This is a genomic window from Pseudomonas sp. Sample_21, from assembly GCF_004307525.1.
In the GTDB taxonomy this organism is placed as follows: Bacteria; Pseudomonadota; Gammaproteobacteria; order Pseudomonadales; family Pseudomonadaceae; genus Aquipseudomonas; species Aquipseudomonas atacamensis.
In genome coordinates this window covers 1-3,206 of sequence record NZ_RCNZ01000112.1, presented here as the reverse complement: position 1 = coordinate 3,206, position 3,206 = coordinate 1, and the positions used below count along the sequence as shown (strand labels likewise).

Below are 3,206 nucleotides of genomic sequence, written 5' to 3'. Positions count from 1 at the left end.
GCGATCACCAACAACCTGCAAGCGATCAACCTGCGCGACCTGATGGACGCCGCGCAACTGCTTGGCGCCAGCACTTTTCAAGCGGCGTTTCTGGTGGTGCTGCCGAATCTGCGCAAAGGCCTGATGGTGGCGCTGCTACTGTCGTTCTCGTTCCTCTTCGGTGAATTCGTGTTCGCCAACATCCTCGTCGGCACCCGCTACGAAACCCTGCAGGTGTACCTTAACAACATGCGCAACAGCAGCGGCCACTTCACCAGTGCGCTGGTCATTTCGTATTTCTTTTTCGTGCTGGTCCTGACCTGGATCGCCAACATCTTGAACAAGGACAAAAGCGAATGAGCTACGTCAGCGTCCAACACCTGCAGAAAAGTTATGCCGGCACCACGGTGTTCAGCGACATCGATTGCGAAATCAACAAAGGCGAGTTCGTCACCCTGCTAGGCCCGTCAGGCTGCGGCAAGTCGACTTTGCTGCGTTGCATCGCCGGGCTGACCCCGGTGGATGGCGGCAAGATTTTGCTCGATGGCGTCGACATCGTGCCGTTGAGTCCGCAGAAACGCGGTATCGGCATGGTCTTTCAAAGCTATGCGCTATTCCCCAACATGACCGTCGAACAGAACGTCGCCTTCGGCCTGCGCATGCAAAAGGTCAACGCCGATGACAGCCACAAGCGCGTGGCAGAAGTGTTGAAACTGGTTGAACTGCACGACTTCGCCAGCCGCTATCCGCATCAACTGTCCGGTGGTCAGTGCCAGCGCGTCGCCCTCGCCCGCTCACTGGTGACCCGCCCGCGCTTGTTGCTGCTGGATGAGCCGCTGTCGGCGCTCGACGCACGGATTCGCAAACACCTGCGCGAACAGATTCGTCAGATCCAGCGCGAACTCGGCCTGACCACGATCTTCGTCACCCACGATCAGGAAGAAGCGCTGACCATGTCGGACCGGATTTTCCTGATGAATCAGGGAAAGATCGTCCAGAGCGGCGACGCCGAAACCCTCTACACCGCGCCGGTCGATGTATTCGCCGCCGGCTTCATCGGCAACTACAACCTGCTCGACGCAGATGCCGCCTCGAAGCTGTTGCAACGGCCGGTCAACCACCGCATCGCCATCCGCCCGGAAGCCATCGAACTGAGCCTCGACGGCGAACTCGACGCGCAGATCCGCAGTCACAGCCTGCTCGGCAACGTCATTCGCTATCGCGTCGAAGCGCGCGGCGTGGAACTGGTGGTGGATGTGCTCAACCGCTCCGCCGCCGATCTGCATCCCGACGGACAGCGCCTGGCACTTTCCATCGATCCAACGGCCTTGTGCGAAGTAGCATAAAAGCAGCTGCAAGCTTCGAGCTACCAGCTTCAAGTTGTAGACTGCGGTGCACCTGATTTTAATTCTTGCAGCTATTAGCTCGTAGCTTGCAGCTGTTCTCGGAGAGAACCGATGGCTTTGGCAATTTTTGATCTGGACGAAACGTTGATCCACGGCGACTGCTCCTCGCTATGGAGTGAGCAGATGGTCCGCCTCGGCTGGGTCGATGGCGAGTCGTTCATGCAGCGCGACAAGGAACTGATGGATGCCTACGGCCGCGGACATCTGGCGATGGAAGACTATATGGCCTTCAGTCTCGAACCATTGATTGGCCGTACCCCTGAGGAAATCGAGCACTTGGTTGGCCCGTGGGTGGAAGATTTCATTGAACCGATCATCTTCAGCGACGCGACCAAAACCATCGCCGCCCACCGCAAGGCCGGCGACCGGATTCTGGTGATCTCGGCGTCGGGTATCCATCTGGTCAAGCCGATCGGCGAACGATTAGGTATTGATGAGGTTCTCGCCATCGAACTGGAAGTAGCCCACGGCGCATACAGCGGTAAAACCGTCGGCACCCTGACTTACCGCGAAGGCAAAATCACCCGCTTGCTGGAATGGCTGGACGCCGAAGAAGAAAACCTCGAAGGCGCGAGTTTTTATTCCGATTCGCGCAACGATCTGCCGTTGTTGCTTAAAGTGGACTTCCCCCACGTGGTCAATCCGGATCCGGTGCTGCTTGAGCACGCCGAAAAGGCCGGCTGGCCGATCCATCTCTGGAAATAAAAGCAAAAGATCGCAGCCTTCGGCAGCTCCTACTTTTGCAATGCGTGCCTCTGTAGGAGCTGCCGGAGGCTGCGATCTTTTGACCTTGCTTTGCTGTCAGCTCAAACCCTCATTGATCACCAACACCAACTTGCCCGCCACCGTATTGCTCGCCAGTTCGGCAAACGCCGCCTCGGCATCCTTCACCGCAAACGCTTTGGCCAGTTGCGGACGCAAGCGGCCCTCGGCAAACAGCGGCCACACATGCTGGCCCAGATCGCTGAGCAGATCGGCCTTGAACTGATCGTCACGGCTGCGCAACGTCGAACCGAGCAGTTGTACACGCTTGGCCAACACCTGCGCCAGATCCAGCTTCGCCTCGCGCCCGCCCATCAAACCGATCAACACCCAACGCCCGTCCAGCGCCATCAACTTGAGGTTCAGTGCCGAATAATTGCCGCCCACCGGGTCGAGGATGACATCGAACGGCCCGAAGTCGCGCAGGCTTTCGAGATCATCGGTGCGCACCACGCCGCCCTGCGCACCCAGCGCTTCGCAGTAAGCCAGGCGCTCGGCGGAACCGACGCTGACCCAGCACGGGTTACCGAAGGCTTTGCACAGCTGAATGGCGGCTGAACCGATTCCACTTGCGCCGGCGTGCAGGAGAATTTTCTCACCGGGCTTCAACGCTGCAAGTTGAAACACATTCAGCCAGACGGTGGCGTACACCTCGGGCAATGCCGCCGCCTCGATCAGCGAAACACCTTCGGGCACCGGCAGCACGTGCCGTCCGTCGACGACCACCTCTTCAGCCATGCCGCCCCCGGCCAGCAAGGCGCAAACCCGATCGCCGACCTGCCAGGACGAGCCCGCACCGACTTCGCTGATCACCCCGGAGCACTCAAGACCGAGCACGTGGCTGGCACCGGGCGGGGGTGGATAAAGCCCTGCCTTCTGTAATAAATCGGCGCGATTGAGGCCGGCTGCCGCCACCCGGATGCGGACTTGTCCTACATCGCAGGTAGGACTCGGCTCTTCAACCCATGCCACTTGACCTTCAACGCCTTGCAATGCCTTCACACTGCCTCCATAGTGAGTCTGGACTGAGCCCGAAGCTGTAGCGCCGGGCTTTTTGCA

General features: G+C 59.4%; 4 protein-coding genes. 3 read left to right on the top strand and 1 reads right to left on the bottom strand.

What is annotated here, in order from left to right:
- The 3 genes from D8U71_RS21305 to D8U71_RS21295 form a co-directional block, all read left to right on the top strand.
- Positions 1-339, top strand: a 339-nt coding sequence (locus D8U71_RS21305) for an ABC transporter permease subunit (protein ID WP_130888607.1), incomplete at its 5' end; no start/stop codon positions are given.
- Positions 336-1,325 carry an ABC transporter ATP-binding protein gene (locus tag D8U71_RS21300; protein WP_130888606.1) on the top strand — a complete coding sequence of 330 codons (990 nt, stop codon included), beginning with the start codon at positions 336-338 and terminating at the stop codon, positions 1,323-1,325. The genes D8U71_RS21305 and D8U71_RS21300, both read left to right, overlap by 4 nt.
- A gap of 111 nt (positions 1,326-1,436) precedes the next feature.
- Positions 1,437-2,090, top strand: a complete 654-nt coding sequence (locus tag D8U71_RS21295) for an HAD family hydrolase (protein WP_130888605.1) — start codon at positions 1,437-1,439, stop codon at positions 2,088-2,090.
- Positions 2,091-2,186: 96 nt separating this feature from the next.
- Here the strand turns inward: D8U71_RS21295 and D8U71_RS21290 are convergent, their stop codons facing one another.
- A complete protein-coding gene (locus D8U71_RS21290) occupies positions 2,187-3,149 on the bottom strand; it encodes a zinc-binding dehydrogenase (protein ID WP_130888604.1) in 963 nt (320 codons plus the stop codon).
- Positions 3,150-3,206: the final 57 nt, after the last annotated feature.